Below are 19,832 nucleotides of genomic sequence, written 5' to 3' on the forward strand. Positions count from 1 at the left end.
GATCGGGCCATGGCCATCGTCTTCCTCATCATCATCGGCGCGGCAGCCGGGTTCATCGCGACCCGACTGATGCGGCTTGAGGCCGACATTCCGACAACCATGGCCATCGGTATCTTCGGCGCGCTGCTCGGCGGGTTCGTTCTGCGGATGCTGATGGCGCTGACCGGGTTTGCTGCGGGCTTTGTCGGTGCGGTGCTGGGCGCGATGCTGCTGATCTGGCTATATCGCCTTTACGTTCAGGGGCGCTGAGGCGGCAGGTTCGCCTCGACCCGGAACCCCGGCGGGATGCCATCCGCCCGCCCCTCGAGCACCAGATCGGCCATGACCGCGCCGACCATGGGCGCCAGTCCGATGCCGATCTTGAAGCCGCCATTGGCCACGAAATGCCCCGGCCGCCCGGGCCATGGCCCCAGCATCGGCGCGATCGAGCGCGCGCGGGGGCGCACACCGGCCCAACGCTCGATCACCTCGGCCTGCGCCAGCGCCGGGCAGACCGCACGCGCCCGCTCGATCACGTCGTCGAGCCGCGCATCGGTGGACCAGGGATCGGCGAACTCGCGTTCCGTGGTCGAGCCGACCGCCACCGTCCCGTCATGGTGCGGCACGATCAGAAGCCCCCCGGCATAAAGCTGCGGCACCGCGCCCGCGTCATGGGCCAGGATCGCCGCCTGCCCCTTGACCCCGCTGCCGACGGCATGGCCCAGTTCGGCCGACAGATGCGCAAGGCCCGGATAGCCCGTGGCCCAGATCACCCGCCCCTCGATGGGCCCTGCCGCACCACAGGCGACCTCTCCGCCCAGGGCCCGAATGGCCGCGGCCAGCGCCGAACAGGCCGCCCGCGGGGCGATCCGTGCCGACAGCGTGTCGTGGATCAGGAACCCCGAGGGCGAAACCGGCGCGAACGCGCCCGCCGCCTCGGCCGCGACCACCCGCCATTCGGCCAGGCCGCGCCAGTGCTGCCGGGCCTGCGCCGCGCGCGCCTGCGCGCGGTCCAGCGCGGCATCGTCGGCGATGGGCTGGAACCGGCCAAGCCGGGCATAGCCCGTCGCCCGGCCCGAAAGCTGCTCGACCCCAGCCCAGAACGCGGGCGCCATGACAAGGCTTTCGAACTGGAACGCCTTCTTGTCGTCCCATGCCTCGGGCACATGGGGCGACAGCGCCCCCACCGGCGTTCCGCTGGCGCCCGCGCCCGGATGCGACCATTCAACGACCCGCACACGGGCGCCACGCTGCGCGCAGGCATAGGCGCAGGCCAGCCCGAACACCCCCGCTCCCATCACCGTCACGTCGACCGTTGCCATTGCCCGCGCCCTTCCCCATGCTCGCGCTTCGGATCACCGGGGGTCTAGGGCAAGTCATGGAGCAAGACCAGAACGCGGACATCTCGTGGACGGCCGAAGGTGTGCCGGTCTCGGCGCGGTTCGACGACCCCTACTTCTCGCTGGGCAACGGGCTGGCCGAGACGCGCCATGTTTTTCTGGCGGGCAACGACCTGCCTGCGCGGTTCCGGCCCGGCTTTCACATCGCGGAACTGGGCTTCGGGACAGGGCTGAACCTGCTGGCCGCGCTGATCGCATGGCGCGCGGCCGGGATCGCCGGGCCGCTCAGGTTCACCAGTTTCGAGGCATTCCCGATGGGCGCGGCCCAGATGGACCGCGCGTTGGCGGCCTTCCCCGAGGCACATGCGGTCGCCGGGCCGCTGCTGGCTGCCTGGGCGCTGGGCGCGCGGACGATCCGCACCGACGATCTGGAGGCCGAGATCGTGATCGGCGACGCGCGCGCGACCCTGCCGCGCTGGACGGGCCGGGCCGATGCCTGGTTCCTGGACGGCTTCGCCCCCGCGAAGAACCCCGAACTCTGGGCGCCCGAATTGCTGACCGAGGTCGCCGCCCATACCGCGCTGGACGGCACGGCGGCGACCTACAGCGCGGCAGGCGCGGTGCGGCGCGCGCTGGCCGAGGCGGGGTTTGCGGTGGACCGCCGCCCGGGCTTTGGCCGCAAGCGCCACATGACGGCCGCAAGGCGCCCGGCGTGACCGAGCAGAACACCCGCCTCGGCATCCTGCTGATGGTCGCCACGACCTTTGTCTTTGCGATGCAGGACGGGCTGTCGCGCTATCTGGCCGGGGAATACAACGTGCTGATGGTGGTGATGATCCGCTACTGGTTCTTCGCTGCCTTCGTGATCGCCATCGCCGCGCGCAAGGTCGGCGGCATCCGCGCCGCCGCGGCGGCACGGCGGCCGCTGGTGCAGGCGTTTCGCGGACTGCTGCTGGCGGCCGAGATCTGTGTGATGGTGGCGGGCTTCGTGCTTCTGGGGCTGGTCGAGAGCCACGCGGTCTTTACCTGCTATCCGTTGCTGGTCGCGGCATTGTCGGGGCCGGTGCTGGGCGAACGGGTCGGCTGGCGGCGCTGGGTGGCCATCGGGGTCGGGTTCGTGGGCGTTCTGGTGATCCTGCAACCGGGCTTACGGGTCTTCTCGCCCGCCGCGCTGATCCCGCTGGCCGCGGCCTTCATGTTCGCGCTTTACGGGCTGCTGACCCGGCTGGTCGCGCATACCGACAGCGCGGCGACCAGCTTCTTCTGGACCGGCACGATGGGCGCGGTCGCGATGACGGCGGTGGGCATCTGGTTCTGGGAACCGATGGCGCCGCGCGACTGGGGCTGGATGGCGGCGCTTTGCGTCACTGGGGCAACCGCACATTACCTGCTGATAAAAGCCTATGAGGTGGCCGAGGCCAGCGCCGTGCAGCCCTTCGCCTATCTGCAACTCGTCTTCGTCACCGTGCTGGGCGTCGCCGTCTTCGGCGAGACGCTGGCACCCAATGTCATGCTGGGCGCCGCGATCGTGGTGGCGGCCGGGCTGTTCACGCTCTGGCGCGAGCGGCAGCGGGCATGACAGCCCCTTACCGCGCCTTCAACTCCTGTGACAGGTGTATCGGCTCGGTCCGGCCCGACAGCCGCGCGCGGTAGACAGGCAGCGATTCCGCTACCCGCATCACATAGTTGCGCGTCTCGCGGAAGGGGATCAGCTCGATCCAGTCCACCACATCCACCCCCGCCGAGCGCGGATCGCCATATTCGGTGACCCAGGTCCGGGCACGGTTCGGCCCGGCATTGTAGGCCGCCGCGACCAGCACCGGGTTGGGGCCGAATGTCTCGACCAGATGGGCCAGATAGGCAGATCCCAGCCGCGCGTTATAGGCCGGGTCCGAGGTCAGCGCCCGGCTGGAATAGCTCATGCCCAGGCGCCCCGCCATCGCCTCGGCGGTGCCGGGCATGACCTGCATCAGCCCGCGCGCCCCGGCCGGGCTGACGGCGGCCGGATCGAACTCGCTCTCGCGCCGGGCGATCGCCTTGACCAGTTCGGTCGGCACCGGATGGCGTGCCTGCGCCAGATCGGTGACAGGAAAATAGGCCGCCATCATCACATTGCCCTGCCCCGCCGCCACCTTGGCGATCCTGAGCGCGACGTGATGCTCGCCCAGCCGCAGCGCCAGCCCGGCAAGCTGGCGCTGCCCCTTGGGACCGGCGGTTTCGGCCAGATGGGTCAGGAACATCTCTGTCAGCGCGCGCTCGCCCGCCTCGTGGAACAGAAGTGCCGCGCGCAGCACCGAACCGTTCGCCCAGGGCGCATCGCGCCAGTCGGGATAGGTCTCGTTGCCGACCAGCGCCGGGTCCATCGCCAGGCCCGCCCGCTCGGCGGCGAGCAGCCCGTAATAGGTGGTCTGGTGCGCCCCCGCCTTGGAATACGCGGCCTTCGCCTCTTGCGGCCGCCCCATCGCCTCGAGCGCGCGGCCCTGCCAGTAGCCCGCGCGCGACAGGCTGATCGGCGACTCGACCCCGGTTTCAAGGGTGCGGAAATGGCCCAGCGCGGCGTCGGGCTTGTTCAGGTAGCGAAGCGCAATGAAGCCCGCCAGCCATTCCAGATCGGCGAAATCCGCCCCGCCGCCCAGATGGTGGCTCGCGGCCATCCGGTAGGCGCGCGCCGGATCGCCCTCGCGCATCAACTGCCGGACAAAGGCACGCCGCGCGCCGGCCCATTCCCCGGGCTTTCCCAGCGCCGCGGCCGAGCCGCTGCGCTCCTCGATCAGCGCCATCGCATCCGCCGTGCGTTCCTTGCGCTGGCGCCAGCCGAACCGCTCATGCGCCAGACCCGGATCGTTGACCAGCGCCGCGGGCACCCGCGCGATCAGCGTATCGACCCCGGGCGCATCCTCGCGCAGGGCGATCCGCGCCTCGGCCAGCGCCTGCCAGCCCGCGGGCACCAGCGGCAGCATCCGCCGGGCCGAGACGAAATGCCCCTGCCACAGCATCTCGTCCAGCCGCGCGACATGGTGCTCGGCCAGATGATCGCGGAACCGCGACAACAGCGCCTCCTGCGCGGCTTCGGACAGCGGCAGCGTGCGCCAGGCGCGCAGCGCCAATGCGCGGGCCTCGGCCATCTCGCCGCGCGCGACATGCGCCTGCACCAGCCGCAGCGCGCCCGCGCCGGTCGTGGGCGCGGCACCGCGGAAATAGGCGATCACCCGATCGGGATGGGCATCGGCGGGGATCTTGGCCTCGCCCTCGGCGCGCAGGCGGGCAAGGCCCGGCCAGTCGGGGTTGCGTGCGATGAAATCGAGGTAATCGGCGAATTCCCCCTGCCCGGCCCTGAGCCAGCGCCAGGTGACGATGTCGCGCGCGACGGGGCCGGCGGGTGCGGCCTGTGCCCAGGCGGCCTCCCAGCGGTCGGCGCGGACCTCGGTCATGGCGCGGGCCAGCGGCGGGGCGGCGCTGGTCACGGTCGGGACGGCAAGGGCGATCAGAAGGCTAAGGGCGGTCAGGCGCATCGGGGTGCCGGGCTTCTCGGGTTCGGGGGGAAAGGTGTCACGGCGCGATCTCAAGCTGCAATTCACAAACTTGGCAAGCCCTCCGTCGCGCTATAGGGTCCGGCGCGCCACGCAGGGCACGACTCGCCCGCAACGGCCAACCACGGACATTCACGAAAACAAGAGGAGCGTGTCATGATTCAAGGGTCCCTTCCTGCCCTGGTGACGCCGTTCAAGGACGGCGCGCTGGATCTCGACACGCTCAAACGGCTGGTCGAGTGGCATCTCGAAGAGGGCAGCCATGGATTCGTGCCGGTCGGCACCACCGGCGAAAGCCCGACGCTGTCGCATTCCGAGCATGAACAGGTGATCGAGGCGGTCGTGCAGGCCGTCGATGGCCGCGCGCCCGTGATCGCCGGGGCCGGTTCGAACAACACCGTCGAGGCGATCCGCTTCCTGCAACATGCCGAGCGCGTGGGCGCAAACGCCGCGCTGGTGGTCACGCCCTATTACAACAAGCCGACCCAAGCGGGCATGATCGCGCATTTCACCGCGCTGCACGACTGCTGCACCCTGCCGATCATCATCTACAACATTCCCGGCCGGTCGGCCGTCGACATGATGCCCGAAACGATGGGCGAACTGGCGAAGCTGCCGCGCATCATCGGGGTCAAGGACGCCACCGGCGATCTGTCGCGCGTGCCGAAGCAGCGGATCACCTGCGGGCCGGATTTCCTGCAATTGTCGGGCGAGGATGGAACCGCGCTGGGCTTCAACGCGCATGGCGGGCGGGGCTGCATCTCGGTCACGGCGAATGTGGCGCCCCGCCTGTGCGCCGAGTTCCAGGAGGCAACGCTTGCGGGCGATTACGGCAAGGCGCTGGAGATCCAGGACCGCCTGATGCCGCTGCATATAGCGATCTTTCTCGAACCGGGCGTTGCAGGCGCGAAATATGCGCTTTCGCGGCTTGGCAAATGCGAGAACGAGGTCCGCTCTCCGCTTGTCGGCGTGACCGAGGCCACCGCCGCGAAGATCGACGCGGCGATGCGCCATGCCGGGCTCTTGAACTAGGCATGACGAGCGGGTTGCGTCCGGGCGAAGTCGCGCTTGAAGGCGCGCCTGACCCCGACGGCCCGCGCCTGCGCCTGATCGGGCACATCCGATCGCCCTGGGGACAGGGTGACTGCCCCAAGAATATCGCCCGGGCACGCGAGACAGGGCGCGGGGCGACCGTCGAGCTTGACCCGCTTTTCGCGCCCGCGCTGTCGGGGCTGGTGGTCGGGCAGCCGGTGATCCTGCTTTACTGGATGGACCGGGCGCGGCGCGACCTGCTGACCCAGACGCCGCGCCATGTCGAGGCGCCGCGCGGCACCTTCGCGCTGCGCTCGCCGAACCGGCCGAACACGATATCCCAGGCGACGGTGCGGATCACCGCTCTGGACCCCGAACGCGCTTCGTTCGGGATCGACGCCATCGACTGCTTCGACGGCACACCGCTTCTCGACATCAAGCCCTGGCTTGCCACCATCGACATGCCGCCCGGCGATGCCGGATAGCCGCCTTTCGCGATGCGCCGCCAAGGCGAAGCCGGTCACTCCACCGTCACGCTGACCGGTTCGGACATCACCGGCGGCTCATGCGGCAGGTGCGCGGCATCGCCCAGCAGCAGCCAAAGCGTATGCGTGCCAGCGGGCAGGTCCAGCGTGACCTCGGTCTGGCCACCGCCGAAATGGATATGGTTGTCGTCGGCGGGCACCGCGACCGAGAAATCATAGCCCTCCTGGGGCACATTGATGATCAGGTGGTGATGGCCGGTGCCCATGTGGTCGACTCCGGCCGGAGCAACCCCCATCCCATCGAGGCCAAAACGGATCGTCACCGGGTTCGACACGGTTGCACCCTCTTCCGGTGCGATGATGTAGGCGCGCGCGCCCTCTGGCGCAGGCGTACGGTCCTGGGCCGCGGCGGGCAGGGCCAGCGCAGCGGCAAGCAGAAGGCTGGCGAAACGGATGGACGGAACGGCGATCATGGTCGGACTCCTCCCTTTCTGTAAATGGCGGTCTGCGGCAATCAACTGCCGCTTTCCCCGCTTCTGGAAGGGTAGACCGCCGCGCCGGGCGTTCAATCCTCTGCGGTCGGCAGCGGTGCGCGGGGCGGGATTGGCAGCCACAGACCCTCGGCATGCACGTCCACCAGTTCGTCACAATGGAACAGCGTATAGGTGAAGATCGTCTCGGGTTTGCGCATGATCCGCGGCCCCGTGGTCAGCCGACCCGCGGGCTGCGCACGCGTTCCCGGCTGCGGCCGCGGCGGATGGATGCGCTGGGCGGGCGAGACCACGACCTCGCGCGCTGGAAAGCCCGCGCCGAAGGCGCCGGGACGGATCAGGACCGGCTGTGCCTCGGGATGGTGGGCGAGGAAGGACTCGTCCAGCACCACCCGATCCAGCCAGACGATAAGCTTGAACGGACCACGACGGGTGCGCACCCGGTCGCCCACGCGCAATGCCTGAGCCGGGAAATCGCCAAGTTCGGTTGTGATGCGGGTCATCGGCCCGAATCCCGGCAGGCTCCAGGCGCGCCGCGTGTCCTGCGGGCCGGTGGCGGGGTCGCAAGCGCCCCGAAGCGAAGACTGGTCGGACATCGCCTGACCTCAAACGGGCGGCCGCTGCATCCCGACCGCCGCCCGGGACGGGCGCGCGGCGGACTGCGTTGGGGTGCACGGGCCTGAACAACCCGAGGGCCCATGCACCCCAAGCAACCACACCACTGGTTACGGACCCCGAGGGACCCTTACGCAGGACCGACAACGTCGGCCCGCGGGTGACTAGGCTCTCGGAATAGGTCAACACTCAGGTGGAGTCCCGCAGCTTTGTGGAGCTTTGGTGACGCAGCGTCCACAAAGCGCGAAAGGCGTTTTCGCCTCTGTCCACGGTCGGAGAACAATTCCACGCAACAACCTGTCGAAAATTCAGGACTGACACTGGAAAACCCCGAAATCCGTCTCCTTCGCCGGAACAATGGATCATGGCCGTTCCGCCATCTTTCCGTTGTTCACGAGCCGCGAACAAACCGTTTCCAGCCAATTTTCGGGGCCTGTGACGAAAATTCGGGGCGAATCCCACGGATCCGAGCCACGACTCACCCATCGCTCCGGCCGCTTCCCCCCGAGGCCGGTTTCGCCTATATGCGCTGCACCATGGCCAAACCGAAAACCGACCCGAACTACAAGGTGATCGCCGAGAACCGGCGCGCGCGCTACGATTACGCGATCGAGGACGATCTGGAATGCGGGATCATCCTGCAGGGATCCGAGGTCAAGTCCCTGCGCGAGAACGGCGCCAACATTGCCGAAAGCTATGCCAGCGTCGAGAATGGCGAGTTGTGGCTGATCAACGGCTATATCCCGCCCTATGAACAGGCCAAGACCTGGGGCCACGAGGAGCGGCGGCGCCGCAAGCTTCTGGTCAGCCGCAAGCAGCTGGCCCGGCTGTGGTCGGACACCCAGCGTAAGGGCTACACGCTGGTCCCGCTGGTGCTCTATTTCAACCACAAGGGCGTGGCCAAGCTGAAGATCGGCATCGCCAAGGGCAAGAAGACCGAGGACAAGCGCGCGACCGAGGCCAAGCGGGACTGGCAGCGGCAAAAACAGCGCCTGCTCAAGCATCACGGCTGAGCGCCTTGCCAGCCGGGCAGCGCCGTTCTAAGGGAATCCGGTGCTGCGCGAGGCGGAGGGGTTGATGGCCTGTGACGATCCGAAGACGCTGGTCTCGACCGAATGGCTGGCGGCGCATCTGAAGGACCCGGACCTGCGCATCCTCGATGCCTCGTGGTACATGCCCGCCGCCGGGCGCGATCCGCGGGCCGAGTACGACGCCGCCCATATCCCCGGCGCCCGCTTCTTCGACATCGACGAGATCGCCGACCTGCGATCCGACATGCCGCACATGGCGCCGCCCGTGGAAAAGTTCATCGCCCGGATGCGCGCGATGGGGGTGGGCGACGGGCATCAGGTCGTGGTCTATGACGGGGCGGGCATGTTCTCGGCGCCGCGGGTCTGGTGGACCTTCCGGCTGATGGGCAAGACCGATGTGGCGGTGCTGGATGGCGGCCTGCCGAAATGGCGGGCCGAGGGGCGCCCGGTCGATGACGTGCCCCCGGCGATGCGCGACCGGCACATGACGGTCCAGCGCCAGGCCCAGCTCATCAAGGATGTCACCCAGGTCGCCGCGGCCTCGAAGCTGGGCGACAGCGAAATCCTGGATGCCCGCAGCCCCGGCCGGTTCACCGGCACCGAGCCCGAGCCGCGCCCCGGCCTGCGCGGCGGGCATATCCCGGGCGCGCGCAATGTCCATTTCGCAACGCTCCTGAACCCCGACGGCACGATGAAATCGCCCGACGAGCTGCGCGCGGTCCTTGCCGCGGCGGGGGTGGATCTGGGCAAGCCCGCGATCACATCCTGCGGCACCGGCGTCACGGCGGCGGTCATCAACCTTGCGCTGGAACGGATCGGCCATCGCGACCACGCGCTTTATGACGGGTCATGGACCGAATGGGGCATGTATGGCGATCTGCCGGTCGCAACGGGAGGTGCATGATGCTGAGCCGACTTTCACCGCAGGCCCCCGACAAGATCATCGGCCTGATGCAGGCTTTCCGCGCCGACCCGCGCGCCGACAAGATCGACCTGGGCGTGGGCGTCTATCGCGACGCGGCGGGCGCAACGCCGGTGATGCGTGCGGTCAAGGCGGCCGAGGAGCGGCTGTGGCAGAGCCAGCAGACCAAGGGCTATGTCGCGATCGAGGGCGATCCCGGTTTTCTGGACGCGGTGCGCCTGCTGGTGCTGGGCGAGGCGGTTGGTCCCGAGCGGGTGGCCGCAGTCGGCACGCCGGGCGGAACCGGGGCGGTCCGGATCGCGCTGGATCTCGTGCGGCTGGCCAATCCCCGCGCGCGGGTCTTCCTGCCCGATCCGAGCTGGCCGAACCATGCCGCCATCGTCGGCCATCTGGGACTCGAACAGGTGGACTACCGCTATTACGACGCCGCCTCGCGGGTGCTCGACCGGGATGGGATGCTGGCCGATCTGGGCCGCGCGGGGCCGGGCGATGTGGTGATCCTGCATGGCTGCTGCCACAACCCCACCGGCGCCGACCTGACCGCGGTCGATTGGGCGGATGTGGCGGCCGTTCTGGAACGGACCGGCGCGCTGGCGCTGGTCGATCTGGCCTATCTGGGCTTCGCCGCGGGCGTCGAGGCGGATGCCGCAGGGCTGCGGATGCTGGCCGGGCGGCTGCCAGAGATGCTGGTCGCGGTCAGCGGGTCCAAGAATTTCGGCCTTTACCGCGAACGGGTCGGCGCGATTCTGGCCGTGGCGGGCGATGCGGCGACCGCAACGCTGGCACGCGGCAACCTGTCGAACCTGAACCGCCAGACCTATGCCTTCCCGCCCGATCACGGCGCGCGCGTGGTCACCGGCATCCTGACCGACGCGGCGCTGCGGGCCGACTGGCTGGCCGAACTCGACGCGATGCGCGCCCGGATGGAAGGCTTGCGCGCAAGCCTTGCGGACACGCTGCGCGAGATCAGCGGCTCGGACCGCTTCGCCTATCTGGCGGCGCAGAAGGGCATGTTCTCGCTGATCGGCGCGACGCCCGAGCAGGTGGCCGCGATGCGCGATGCCCATGGGGTCTATGTGATCGGCGACGGGCGGATGAACGTGGCGGGCCTGTCCGAGGCGAATATCCCGCGCGTGGCCCGGGCGATGCTGGCCGCCGGTCTCTGACCGGGGCGGCGGCGGAACGAAAAAGGCCCGGGCGGATCGCCCGGGCCTTGGGTTTTCAGGGGGTCGGACCTCAGGACTTGCCGAACTCCGGATAGGCTTCCATGCCCAGTTCGCTGACATCGAGACCCTTGTATTCGGCTTCCTCGCTGACCCGCAGGCCGATCACCGCCTTGATGATCGTGAAGCAGATGAAGCTGACGACGAAGACGAAGGCGCCGATGGCCGCAAAGCCGATAAGCTGGGTGATGTAGCTTGCGTCATCGTTCGACCAGGCCACGATGAAGGTGCCCCACAGACCGGCGAACAGGTGCACAGGAATGGCGCCGACCACGTCGTCGATCTTGAGCTTGTCCAGCAGAGGCACGGTGAAGACCACGATCAACCCGCCGATGGCACCGATCAGCGTGGCCTCGGTCAGCGAGGGCGCCAGCGGTTCGGCGGTGATCGAGACCAGACCCGCCAGCGCACCGTTCAGCACCAGCGTCAGGTCGACCTTGCCATAGACAAGCTGCGTCAGGATCAGCGCGGCCACGGCACCACCTGCCGCCGCGGCGTTGGTGTTGGCAAATATGCGGCTGACATCGGTCACGTCAGAGACGGTGCCCATCGCCAGCTGCGAGCCGCCGTTGAAGCCGAACCAGCCCAGCCACAGGATGAACGTCCCAAGCGTGGCCAGAGCGAGGTTCGAGCCCGGGATCGGATGCACGGAACCGTCCTTGCCATACTTGCCCTTGCGCGCCCCCAGCACGATGGCACCTGCCAGCGCCGCGAAACCGCCCGCCGCATGCACCAGAGTCGAACCGGCGAAGTCGGAGAAGCCCATCTCGTCCAGCCAGCCGCCGCCCCAGACCCAGGAGGCCTCCATCGGGTAGATGACGCCGGTCAGGATGACGACGAACAACAGGAACGGCCACAGCTTGATGCGCTCCGCCAGCGCGCCCGAGACGATCGAAGCGGTGGTGGCGCAGAACATCAACTGGAAGAAGAAGTCGGAGCCGACAGAGGCATAGCCCAGATCCGCGTCTTCAACGGCAAGGCCCACGGGTTCCAGCGAGGTCACCGCGAAAAGCGGGCCAAGCCAGCCCTCGATCCACCACTCGCCCGGATACATCAGGCCAAAGCCGATCAGGTAATACATGATCGCCGCGATCGAGAAGAGGCCGATATTCTTGGTCAGCTGCATGGTGACGTTCTTGGAACGGACCAGACCGGCCTCCAGCATGGCAAAGCCCGCGGCCATCCAGAACACGAGGAAGCCGCCGATCAGGAACAGCAGCGTGGTGAGGATATAGGCTGTCTGCTCGGCGGGTGCGCCCGAGACGGCCTCGGCAACGGTTTCGACGGCCTCGGCGACTTCGGCGACGGCGTCCTGGGCCAGGCCCAGGCCCGGCGTCAGCGCCAGCGCGACCACCGCAAGGGGGATCAGTTTCAAGGGTTTCATTTCTCTTGGTCCTTTCGTGAGGATCGTCGTGGCGCTCAGATCGCGTCTTCGTTGGTTTCGCCCGTGCGCACGCGGACGGCCTGGTTCACGTCGAGGACGAAAATCTTCCCGTCTCCGATCTTGTCGGTCTTCGCAGTCTTCGCGATCGTCTCGACGACCTGGTCGGCCATCGCCGACGGCACGACGATCTCGAGCTTGACCTTGGGCACGAAGTTCACGGCGTATTCCGCGCCGCGGTAGATTTCCGTGTGGCCGGACTGAGAGCCGAAGCCCTTGATCTCGGTCACCATCATGCCGCGCACGCCGATGGTGGTGAGCGCTTCCCTCACCTCCTCCAGCTTGAACGGCTTGATTGCAGCAATGATCAGTTTCACGTCATGACCCTTCCGGTTTGGCAGGAGGCCCTGCGGGAGCAATGGGGCAAGGAGGGGCCGGAGCCGCCGGGCAGACAAGGAATCGCAGCCGCCCGGCACGCCCCAGACAGTGATTTTTGCACATTTTTTGCACAGAAAGGCGCTGGCGCCTTTTTTTTGTGCGGGCAAGAAAGCCGAAAACGTGAGCACCTGGGAACTCCACATTCCACCATCGCCGGGGTATGGTGCCGCGAGGCAGGCAGAACACTCGGAACGGACATGAGCAGCACGGGCCGGAGAAAACCCCCGCTGGTGGCGGAACGGCGCACCCCGCGCAAGGCGACAGCGAAAAAGACCGGCGCGACCCGACGCAAGTCGGGCGGCGGGCGAGGACACACGTCCCGGCGGCGCGGCAACCCGGTGGTCGCGTTCTTCACGGGCATCGTCGGCTGGATCGTTGGGCTGTTCTGGAAGATCGGGTCGCGGATCGCGTTGATGGGCACGGTCGCGATCGGGCTTGCGGTGCTGTATTTCTACGTCCAGTTGCCCCCGGTCTCGGCGCTGCTCGACGGGCGCAACCGCGGTTCGGTCACGCTGCTGGACCGCGACGGGCAGGTCTTTGCCTGGCGGGGCGAGCAGTTCGGCGGCCAGATCACCGCGGCGACGGTCGCGCCCGCGCTGAAGAACGCCGTGATCGCCACCGAAGACCGCCGGTTCTACCGACATTTCGGCCTTGACCCGCTGGGCATCGCGGGCGCGGTCCGCATCAACATGTCAGAAGGGCGCGGGCCGTTCTCGGGTCATGGCGGCTCGACCATCACCCAGCAGACCGCGAAACTTCTCTGCCTGGGCGTGCCCTACGACGCCCGGGAGTGGAAAACCGAAGCCGCCTACGAGGCCGACTGCCGTCGCACCACCCTGAGCAGAAAGGCCAAGGAGGCGGTCTATGCGATGGCGATGGAGGCGCGCTATACCAAGGACGAGATCCTTACGATCTATCTCAACCGCGCCTATCTGGGCGCGGGCGCCCGCGGCTTCGAGGCCGCGGCGCAGCGCTATTTCGGCAAGTCGGCGAATACGGTCACGCCGTCCGAAGCGGCGATGCTGGCCGGGCTGCTGAAGGCGCCCACGACCTATGCCCCGACCAACAACCTGGAACGCTCGCGCAATCGCGCGAACCTGATCCTTGGCCTGATGGAGCAGCAGGGCTTTCTGACCGCGCGCGAGGCCGCCGAGGCCCGCGCGAACCCCGCCCGGCTGTCCCAGGCGGCGGAATCGCGGTCGGGCGGCTATTTCGCCGATTGGGTGATGAGCGCTGGACCGGATTTCCTGACCCGCGACACGACCGAAGACGTGATCATCCGCACCACTTTCGACCCGCGTCTGCAAAAGGCCGCCGAAGATGCGCTGACCACGATCTTCGAGACCAAGCTCAAGCCCGGTTCAAAGGCCGAGGCGGCGATCGTGGTGATGTCGGCCGATGGCGCGGTGCGGGCGATGGTCGGCGGGCGGCAGACCTCGATCGGGGGCTTCAACCGGGCCACCATGGCCCTGCGGCAAACCGGCTCGGCCTTCAAGCCCTTCGTCTATGCCGCGGCGCTTGACCTTGGCTACACACCCAACGCGACAGTCGTGGACGAACCGATCACGATCCGGGTGCCCGGATCCGGGCCCTATTCGCCCGAGAATTTCGACCGCCGCTTTCACGGCCGCGTCACCCTGACCGAGGCGTTGAAACACTCCTACAACATCCCCGCCATAAAGGTTTCCGAGGAGATGGGCCGGGAGAATGTGCGCAAGATCGCCGCCGATTTCGGGCTGCAAAGCGACCTGGCCCTCGGCCCGGCACTGGCGCTGGGCGCGTCGGAATCGACGCTGATCGAGATGACGGGGGCCTATGCGGGCATCCTGAACGGCGGGTCCAGCGTGACGCCCTATGGTCTGATTGACCTGCGCCTGAAGGGCGAGCGCGAAGCCCTTATGGGCAAGGCGGGCGGCATGGGCGAGCGGGTGATATCTCAGGGCGCCGCACAAAGCCTCGTCTACATGATGCACCAGGTGATTGAGTCGGGCACCGGACAACGCGCCAAGGTGCCCGGCTGGCAAGCGGCGGGCAAGACCGGCACAACCTCTGCGGTGCGCGACGCCTGGTTCATAGGCTTCACCGCCGACTATGTGGCGGGCGTCTGGATGGGCTATGACAACAACACACCGATGACCGGGGTGACCGGCGGCGGGTTGCCCGCCGAAATTTGGCGCGAGGTGATGATCCGGGTGCATCAGGGCCTCGCACCGCGCCCGCTGCCGATGCTTGTACCCGAACCGCCCGCGCCCGAATATAACTACCCGGGCGAGACCTATTCCTCGGGCGAGGGCTATGGCCAGCGTGGCCCTAACCCGCCGCGCGAAAGCGCCGGCGACGTTGCCGAACGCATCCTGCTGGAGGTGCTGGGGTCTATTCTGGGCGGCAGCCGCAACTGAGGTGCGATGCGCCTTAGCCCATCCGCCGCAGGTCGGCGATCAACGCGTCCAGATTGCCGCGGCGCTGGTCCAGCAGCGCTCCGATCTCGGTGCGCTCGGTGGCCAGCATGTTCACCCCCTCGATGAAGATGTTGAAGAACAGGTCGCGCCCCGAGCGGCCCGAGACCAGGAAAACCACCTCGAACGGCGCTTGCCCGCGCAGCGCCGCCGTCGTCCGGACCTCGTAGAAATCGCGGAACGGCCTTGCCTCGCGCACGATAAGTTCGCCGCCGATGAACTCGCGGAACCGGCGTCCATACTTTCGCGACATGTAGCCCTGGAACGCCTCGGTAAAGGCGCGCATCTGCGCCGCAGAGGCCGAACGCGCAGCCACCCCCAGCGCAGACCGCGCGATGATCGGCACGTCGGCATAGCGGGCGAAGATCCGCTCGAACTCTGGCAGCATCTGCGCTTCCGACCGGCCGGAATTGATCACCCGGTTGATGTCGCCCACCACCTGGTCGATCAGCCGCGCCGCCTCGGCCTGGGTCAGCGCCTGCGCCCGTCCGGGCAATGTCAGCGCGGCAGCCGCGGCAAGGCAGCCGGTCAGCAGGGCGCGGCGGGCGAGGTCACTGGGCAGCGGGGTCGTCATAAGGATCCTCGTAGGGGTCGAAATAGTCCGGATCGGCGCCGCGGCGCAGCCGGAAGCGGCGGTTGTCCAGATAGATCTGGCGGCTCTGCGCGTAGCTGTCTGCGCTTTCATATAGGAGCGGATCGACAAGATTCGAGCGGTCGAAGCGTCTGCCCAGTTGCGACAGGATGCCGGTTCCCACCGCAGCCCGCAGCCGCTCTGCCCGAAGCAGAACCACGGTCGGGCTGAGCGCCACATCGACGACGGTCCCCACCGCATCCCGCCCGGTCGATGGCCCGATGAGCGGCAGTTCCACATAATTGCCTTCCGCCACGCCCCAGACATGCAGCGTCTCGCCGAACCCGGTTTCAATCTGCGTTGCCCCCATCGGCGTCGCCGGATCCAGAAGACCGCCAAGCCCGATCGTCGTATTGATCAGGAAGCGCGTGGTGTTCTGCGCCGCATCGCCGGGGCGAAGCTGCAACAGGCTGTTCACGACCGCGGCAGGCAGCGACAGGTTCGAGGCGACATTGCTGATGCCGGTGCGCACCGGCCCCGGCACCGTGCGGCCATACACCATGGAGGTGGGGCGGACCACAGACCGGTCAAGCGCGACATTGCCCCGATGCACGGCGCGGTTCTGCGCCTCGTAGGGGTCGGAAATGCCGCTGGGGATCGGCGCGGCACACCCGGCCAGAAGGACCAGAGCGGCCGCAGGCAGCAACCGGCGGAACAGGGGCTTGGCGAAGGGGGGCAAGGTCAGCATCCGCAACAGATGAACGAATTTGGTTACCGAACCATGCCACGCCGACGATCACAAGGGCCAAGCCCGCGCAGGCTTGTGTTCATTTTTCGGTTTCGTCCATCCGGGCACGCCTGTAGCGTCGGCGCCTAGGAAACAGACGATCCGGAGACTGCGCATGAGCGGAAAATTCGAAGCCCGGCTGGCCGAGCTTGGCGTCACCCTGCCCGAGGCCCCGGCGCCCGCGGCGAATTACGTGCCCTATGTGGTCTCGGGCGATCTGGTCTTCGTCTCGGGCCAGGTCTCGATGGCGGATGGTGCCTTCATCACCGGCAAGCTGGGCGCCGACATGGACGTGCCCGCAGGCGCAGCGGCTGCGCGGAGCTGTGCGATCAGCCTGCTGTCGCAGCTCAAGGCGGCCTGCGGCGGCGATCTCGACCGGCTGGTGCGGGTGGTCAAGCTGACCGGCTTCGTCAACTCGACGCCCGATTTCGGCGACCAGCCCAAGGTCATCAACGGCGCCTCGGATTTCCTGGTCGAGGCGCTGGGCGAGGCCGGGCGCCATTCCCGTTCGGCGGTCAGCGCGGCGTCCCTGCCCTTCGGCGTCGCGGTCGAGATCGAGGGGATCTTCCAGATCCGATGACCGGCCTTCCGCGCGCGTTCCTGGACACGCCCATTGCCCATCGCGCGTTCCACGACCGCGCCGCGGGCCGGCCCGAAAACTCTATGGAAGCCGTGCGCGCCGCGCTGGCGGTGGGCTATGGCATCGAGATCGACATCCAGCCCTCCTCGGATGGCGCCGCGATGGTGTTCCATGACTATGACCTCAAGCGGCTGACCGGCGGCACCGGCCCGATCTGCCAGCGCAGCCGGGCCGAGTTGCACGACTTCCCGCTGCTGGGCGGGCACTGTGCGATCCCCACGCTGGACGAGGTGCTGGACGAGGTTGCAGGCCGGGTGCCCGTGCTGATCGAGATCAAGGATCAGGATGGCGCCATGGGCCGCGAGGTGGGCGCGCTGGAACGCGCCGTGGCGCGCGCGGTGGCGGGCTATGACGGGCCGGTGGCGGTGATGTCCTTCAACCCCCATTCGGTCGCCGCGCTGGCCGAGGCCGCGCCCGACATTCCCCGCGGGATCACCACCTGCGCCTATGCGCGACCGAACTGGTCCGGCCTGCCCGGACCTGTCCGCGAGCTGCTGCGCGGGATTCCCGACTATCACCGGGTCGGCGCCTGCTTCATCTCGCATCGCTGGTCGGATCTGGCCCGGTCGCGGGTGGCCGAGTTGCGCGATCAGGGCGCGGCGATCCTGTGCTGGACGATCCGCAGCCCCCGGGACGAGGCCATCGCGCGGGCGATCGCGCAGAACGTCACCTTCGAGGGCTACGCCGCGTCCCACCCCGCCGCTTGACCCGCGCCCGGCCCGGCCCATCTGATCGGGTGGACAGGAGGGCGCGCATGGCCGAAGGGCAGCTTGAGAGCGTGACAGCCGGGGCAGACCGGGTCGAGATGGAGATCCTGACCTCGCTTTCGCAGATATCGGCCGCCGAATGGGATGCCTGCGCCTGTCCCGAAACAGCGGATGGCGGCCGCCCCGAGGATCCGTTCACCACGCACCGGTTCCTGATGGCGCTGGAAGACAGCGGATCGGTCGGCCCCGGCACCGGCTGGCATCCGCAATACCTGGTGGCCCGGCAGCGCGGCACGATCCTTGCCGTCGCGCCGCTTTACGCCAAGACCCACAGCCAAGGCGAATACATCTTCGACCACAACTGGGGCAATGCCTATGAGCGCGCGGGCGGGCGCTATTATCCCAAGCTTCAGATTGCGGTCCCGTTCACGCCCGCGACGGGACGGCGCTTTCTGGCAAGGCCCGGGGCCGAGGTGACCGGTTTGGCGGCGCTGGTTCAGGGCGCGGTCGAGATCGCCGCGCGCAACCGGCTGTCCTCGGTCCATGTCACGTTCTGCACCGAGGCCGAGGCGAAGGCCGGGGCCGATATGGGCCTGATGCGCCGCGTGACCCAGCAATTCCATTGGGAAAACCGCGGTTACGCCGATTTCGACGCCTTCCTTGCCGATCTTTCATCGCGCAAGCGCAAGACCATCCGCAAGGAACGCGCGGCGGCACAAGGTTTTGGCGGGGTCATCCGCCACCATACGGGCGACGGGCTGCGGCCCGGGCATTGGGATGCCTTCTGGCGGTTCTATCAGGATACCGGCGCGCGCAAATGGGGCACGCCCTACCTGACGCGCGCCTTCTTCGACTGCGCGCAGGAAACCCTGCGCGAGGACATGCTGCTGGTGCTGGCCGAACGCGATGGCCGCCCGGTTGCGGGGGCGCTGAACTTCATCGGCCGCAACCGCCTTTACGGCCGCTACTGGGGCTGCATCGAGGATCACCCCTGCCTGCATTTCGAACTGTGCTATTATCAGGCCATCGACCACGCCATTACCCATGGCCTTGCCACCGTCGAGGCGGGTGCGCAGGGGGCGCACAAGCTGGCGCGGGGGTATTTGCCGGTGGCAACCAACTCGTTGCACTGGATTGCGGATCCGGGATTGCGGGGGGCGGTGGAGAAGTATCTGCGGGCCGAGCGCGAGGCCGTCGAGGAGGAGATCGAGGTGCTGACCGACTACGGCCCGTTTCGCAGGGTCATGACGGAGGAGACATGAGCGAGAAGCTGGGAGAGGACGCGCGGGCACGAGATCTGGCACCACTGCTGGCGGCAGGATGGGCTCTGGCGGGGGATCGCGATGCAATCGAGAAAACCTATGAATTCCATAACTTCATCGAGGCATTCGGCTTCATGTCGCAGGCCGCGCTATGGGCCGAAAAGCTGAACCACCATCCCGAATGGTGCAATGTCTACAAGTCCGTCAAGGTGGTTCTGACAACCCATGACGCAGGCGGGTTGACACATCTGGATATGGATCTGGCCCGCCGGATGGACGCCTTGGCCGGACCGTCCTGACCCCCCGAGCGGGCCGGAATCTGTCAATCGGAAAATCGTCCAGCTTTCATCTGGTTTTTGTCGGGGTCCTGAGCGTTCCCGGTGTCGCGCCGATTTCCCAGGATTGATACGCTGTACTGAGGGATCCGGGATCGACCGATGTGGACCGTTGGGCGAGTTGGGAGATCGGGCTCCAGTCTCATTGATCGTCGAAACCAGAGCATGACGGCCGCAGCCAGAGCGAGGGCGGAGAGGACAGTCTTGCCGCGTGACTCCCGACCGGGGATGCACGGACATATGCCCTTGTCTTTCAACGCGTCCCTGAACCAGTCGACATCGTAGCCCCGGTTGGCGATCAGCCATTCGGCGGCGGGCCAGCGGGTCTGAACCGCCCCGGGTTTACCGGAGGGCAAAACTCTCGAAGGATGCCTTCCCATGGACGGGGAGGAGAACACGACGCGCCCATACCCGGCCGAGTTCCGCGAGCGGGCGCTGCAGATGGTGGTCGATCATCTCGACAGCTATGCGAGCCTGACAGCTGCGGTGTGCGACATCGCCGACAAGCTCGGCTGTCCGGACGACAAGGTCAACCATGTCTTCCACGCCGACCGGCCGACCCGGCTCCGGGGCGAGCCATTGTCCGCCATTGGTCCGAGGACAATGG

General features: G+C 67.7%; 22 protein-coding genes and 1 pseudogene. 14 read left to right on the forward strand and 9 right to left on the reverse strand.

Translation table 11 applies throughout. From position 1 onward, the window contains the following. Positions 1-9 precede the first annotated feature (9 nt). Entirely contained in the window at positions 10-249 is a 240-nt protein-coding gene (locus tag EV216_RS10490) for a GlsB/YeaQ/YmgE family stress response membrane protein (protein ID WP_132695252.1), read from the forward strand. On the opposite strand, the gene EV216_RS10495 is transcribed toward EV216_RS10490, so the two are convergent. Beyond that, positions 237-1,301 (reverse strand): NAD(P)/FAD-dependent oxidoreductase, encoded by a 1,065-nt coding sequence (locus EV216_RS10495; protein ID WP_132695253.1) that lies wholly within the window; start codon positions 1,299-1,301, stop codon positions 237-239. The genes EV216_RS10490 and EV216_RS10495 overlap by 13 nt on opposite strands. 17 nt (positions 1,302-1,318) lie before the next feature. On the opposite strand from EV216_RS10495, the gene mnmC2 reads away from it, so the two are divergent. Both mnmC2 and EV216_RS10505 read left to right on the forward strand, forming a co-directional pair. Next, positions 1,319-2,035 carry a tRNA (5-methylaminomethyl-2-thiouridine)(34)-methyltransferase MnmC2 gene (gene mnmC2 / locus EV216_RS10500; protein ID WP_132695255.1) on the forward strand — a complete coding sequence of 239 codons (717 nt, stop codon included), beginning with the start codon at positions 1,319-1,321 and terminating at the stop codon, positions 2,033-2,035. Beyond that, positions 2,032-2,898, forward strand: a complete 867-nt coding sequence (locus tag EV216_RS10505; protein WP_132695257.1) for a DMT family transporter — start codon at positions 2,032-2,034, stop codon at positions 2,896-2,898. Before mnmC2 ends, EV216_RS10505 begins: the two co-directional genes overlap by 4 nt. 7 nt (positions 2,899-2,905) lie before the next feature. Here the strand turns inward: EV216_RS10505 and EV216_RS10510 are convergent, their stop codons facing one another. After that, positions 2,906-4,885, reverse strand: coding sequence for a lytic transglycosylase domain-containing protein (locus tag EV216_RS10510; RefSeq protein WP_132695259.1), 1,980 nt, complete (start codon positions 4,883-4,885; stop codon positions 2,906-2,908). Positions 4,886-5,005: 120 nt separating this feature from the next. On the opposite strand from EV216_RS10510, the gene dapA reads away from it, so the two are divergent. Continuing rightward, positions 5,006-5,881 (forward strand): 4-hydroxy-tetrahydrodipicolinate synthase, encoded by an 876-nt coding sequence (gene dapA, locus EV216_RS10515; protein ID WP_132695269.1) that lies wholly within the window; start codon positions 5,006-5,008, stop codon positions 5,879-5,881. Between the two features lie 2 nt (positions 5,882-5,883). Next, positions 5,884-6,366 carry a TrmO family methyltransferase domain-containing protein gene (locus EV216_RS10520; protein ID WP_132695270.1) on the forward strand — a complete coding sequence of 161 codons (483 nt, stop codon included), beginning with the start codon at positions 5,884-5,886 and terminating at the stop codon, positions 6,364-6,366. 35 nt (positions 6,367-6,401) lie between these two features. Here the strand turns inward: EV216_RS10520 and EV216_RS10525 are convergent, their stop codons facing one another. Together EV216_RS10525 and EV216_RS10530 are read right to left on the reverse strand one after the other, a co-directional pair. Beyond that, the gene (locus EV216_RS10525) at positions 6,402-6,839 is read right to left on the reverse strand and encodes a DUF4399 domain-containing protein (protein ID WP_132695272.1); all 438 of its coding nucleotides are present in this window, start codon (positions 6,837-6,839) and stop codon (positions 6,402-6,404) included. A gap of 92 nt (positions 6,840-6,931) precedes the next feature. After that, the gene (locus tag EV216_RS10530; protein ID WP_165899221.1) at positions 6,932-7,360 is read right to left on the reverse strand and encodes a Hint domain-containing protein; all 429 of its coding nucleotides are present in this window, start codon (positions 7,358-7,360) and stop codon (positions 6,932-6,934) included. A 648-nt stretch (positions 7,361-8,008) separates the two neighbouring features. Here EV216_RS10530 and smpB point away from each other — a divergent pair. The 3 genes from smpB (at position 8,009) to EV216_RS10545 (ending at position 10,591) form a co-directional block, all read left to right on the forward strand. After that, entirely contained in the window at positions 8,009-8,485 is a 477-nt protein-coding gene (gene smpB, locus EV216_RS10535) for an SsrA-binding protein SmpB (RefSeq protein ID WP_132695276.1), read from the forward strand. Between the two features lie 64 nt (positions 8,486-8,549). Continuing rightward, the gene (gene sseA, locus EV216_RS10540; protein WP_132695304.1) at positions 8,550-9,407 is read left to right on the forward strand and encodes a 3-mercaptopyruvate sulfurtransferase; all 858 of its coding nucleotides are present in this window, start codon (positions 8,550-8,552) and stop codon (positions 9,405-9,407) included. Continuing rightward, positions 9,407-10,591, forward strand: coding sequence for an amino acid aminotransferase (locus EV216_RS10545; RefSeq protein WP_132695277.1), 1,185 nt, complete (start codon positions 9,407-9,409; stop codon positions 10,589-10,591). Before sseA ends, EV216_RS10545 begins: the two co-directional genes overlap by 1 nt. 70 nt (positions 10,592-10,661) lie before the next feature. Here the strand turns inward: EV216_RS10545 and EV216_RS10550 are convergent, their stop codons facing one another. Then, positions 10,662-12,032 (reverse strand): ammonium transporter, encoded by a 1,371-nt coding sequence (locus tag EV216_RS10550; protein WP_132695279.1) that lies wholly within the window; start codon positions 12,030-12,032, stop codon positions 10,662-10,664. A gap of 35 nt (positions 12,033-12,067) precedes the next feature. Continuing rightward, positions 12,068-12,406, reverse strand: a complete 339-nt coding sequence (locus EV216_RS10555; protein WP_132695281.1) for a P-II family nitrogen regulator — start codon at positions 12,404-12,406, stop codon at positions 12,068-12,070. A 258-nt stretch (positions 12,407-12,664) separates the two neighbouring features. Between EV216_RS10555 and EV216_RS10560 the strand changes: the two genes are divergently transcribed. Then, positions 12,665-14,866 carry a transglycosylase domain-containing protein gene (locus EV216_RS10560; RefSeq protein ID WP_132695282.1) on the forward strand — a complete coding sequence of 734 codons (2,202 nt, stop codon included), beginning with the start codon at positions 12,665-12,667 and terminating at the stop codon, positions 14,864-14,866. A 13-nt stretch (positions 14,867-14,879) separates the two neighbouring features. Here the strand turns inward: EV216_RS10560 and EV216_RS10565 are convergent, their stop codons facing one another. Together EV216_RS10565 and EV216_RS10570 are read right to left on the reverse strand one after the other, a co-directional pair. Beyond that, positions 14,880-15,497, reverse strand: a complete 618-nt coding sequence (locus EV216_RS10565; protein ID WP_132695284.1) for an MlaC/ttg2D family ABC transporter substrate-binding protein — start codon at positions 15,495-15,497, stop codon at positions 14,880-14,882. After that, a complete protein-coding gene (locus tag EV216_RS10570; protein WP_243642042.1) occupies positions 15,475-16,242 on the reverse strand; it encodes an MlaA family lipoprotein in 768 nt (255 codons plus the stop codon). Before EV216_RS10570 ends, EV216_RS10565 begins: the two co-directional genes overlap by 23 nt. A 154-nt stretch (positions 16,243-16,396) precedes the next feature. Between EV216_RS10570 and EV216_RS10575 the strand changes: the two genes are divergently transcribed. The 4 genes from EV216_RS10575 (at position 16,397) to EV216_RS10590 (ending at position 19,189) form a co-directional block, all read left to right on the forward strand. Continuing rightward, positions 16,397-16,861, forward strand: a complete 465-nt coding sequence (locus tag EV216_RS10575; RefSeq protein ID WP_132695285.1) for a RidA family protein — start codon at positions 16,397-16,399, stop codon at positions 16,859-16,861. Then, the gene (locus tag EV216_RS10580; RefSeq protein ID WP_132695287.1) at positions 16,858-17,628 is read left to right on the forward strand and encodes a glycerophosphodiester phosphodiesterase family protein; all 771 of its coding nucleotides are present in this window, start codon (positions 16,858-16,860) and stop codon (positions 17,626-17,628) included. Before EV216_RS10575 ends, EV216_RS10580 begins: the two co-directional genes overlap by 4 nt. A gap of 98 nt (positions 17,629-17,726) precedes the next feature. Then, positions 17,727-18,890, forward strand: a complete 1,164-nt coding sequence (locus tag EV216_RS10585; protein ID WP_243642046.1) for a GNAT family N-acetyltransferase — start codon at positions 17,727-17,729, stop codon at positions 18,888-18,890. Beyond that, complete coding sequence (locus tag EV216_RS10590; protein WP_132695290.1) at positions 18,887-19,189, forward strand: 4a-hydroxytetrahydrobiopterin dehydratase; 303 nt, start codon at positions 18,887-18,889, stop codon at positions 19,187-19,189. The genes EV216_RS10585 and EV216_RS10590 overlap by 4 nt, the downstream gene beginning before the upstream one ends. Positions 19,190-19,212: 23 nt before the next feature. Here the strand turns inward: EV216_RS10590 and EV216_RS18880 are convergent. Next, positions 19,213-19,542, reverse strand: a pseudogene (locus tag EV216_RS18880) (hypothetical protein); the annotation flags it as partial. 61 nt (positions 19,543-19,603) lie between these two features. Here EV216_RS18880 and EV216_RS10600 point away from each other — a divergent pair. Continuing rightward, positions 19,604-19,832: hypothetical protein (locus EV216_RS10600; RefSeq protein ID WP_424511182.1), on the forward strand; the 229-nt coding region annotated here is incomplete at its 3' end.

This window comes from Rhodovulum steppense (genome assembly GCF_004339675.1).
GTDB lineage: Bacteria > Pseudomonadota > Alphaproteobacteria > Rhodobacterales > Rhodobacteraceae > Rhodovulum > Rhodovulum steppense.